Origin of the sequence: Terrisporobacter petrolearius, from assembly GCF_020748185.1 — a bacterium.
GTDB lineage: Bacteria > Bacillota > Clostridia > Peptostreptococcales > Peptostreptococcaceae > Terrisporobacter > Terrisporobacter petrolearius.
In genome coordinates, this window is sequence record NZ_JAHZMO010000267.1 from 1 (window position 1) to 206 (window position 206).

Sequence of the window (206 nt, forward strand, 5' to 3'; positions counted from 1 at the left end):
ACCCGACAAGGAATTTCGCTACCTTAGGACCGTTATAGTTACGGCCGCCGTTTACTGGGGCTTAAGTTCACTGCTTCGGTTACCCTAACAGATCCCCTTAACCTTCCAGCACCGGGCAGGCGTCAGCCCCTATACATCGTCTTGCGACTTAGCAGAAACCTATGTTTTTGGTAAACAGTCGCTTGGGCCTATTCTCTGCGGCCATG

General features: G+C 51.9%; 1 rRNA gene. It reads right to left on the bottom strand.

Going from position 1 to position 206, the window contains the following annotated elements:
• Positions 1-206: ribosomal RNA gene (locus K0040_RS22670) — 23S ribosomal RNA — on the bottom strand; the annotation flags it as partial.